The organism is Robertmurraya sp. DFI.2.37, from assembly GCF_029211245.1.
In the GTDB taxonomy this organism is placed as follows: domain Bacteria; phylum Bacillota; class Bacilli; order Bacillales; family Cytobacillaceae; genus Robertmurraya; species Robertmurraya methanolica_A.
Map to the genome: position 1 here is coordinate 1 of NZ_JARGEJ010000666.1, position 298 is coordinate 298.

The window sequence follows — 298 nt, forward strand, 5'->3', positions numbered from 1 at the left end:
CTTCTCCCTGTCGCCATATAAAAGGAAGCGGGAAAGCGTTCTTCGCAGCGCTTCTTGTATCGCCTCAAGAACATCCTCATCTTCAGCAGCAGCTACCGCCACCGTTATTGGAGGAAATTGTATATGATTCGATGAACCTTCACCAAAAGTGACGAAAGTAACAAGATCTTTCCCTTCCATCTTTCCAGCTAAAGCCACTCCAACCGCATGAGGAACCTGTGTCATTACTGGGGATGAACCGGTGACAATCCGATTTTTCTTTTGTCCAAAATGCCCGGGCATTTGTCGGCCTCCAGAG

General features: G+C 48.0%; 1 pseudogene. It reads right to left on the reverse strand.

Features of this window, described 5'->3' with window-relative positions:
- Positions 1 to 114: 114 nt before the first annotated feature.
- A pseudogene (locus PZE06_RS28120) lies at positions 115 to 298 on the reverse strand (thiamine pyrophosphate-dependent enzyme); the annotation flags it as partial.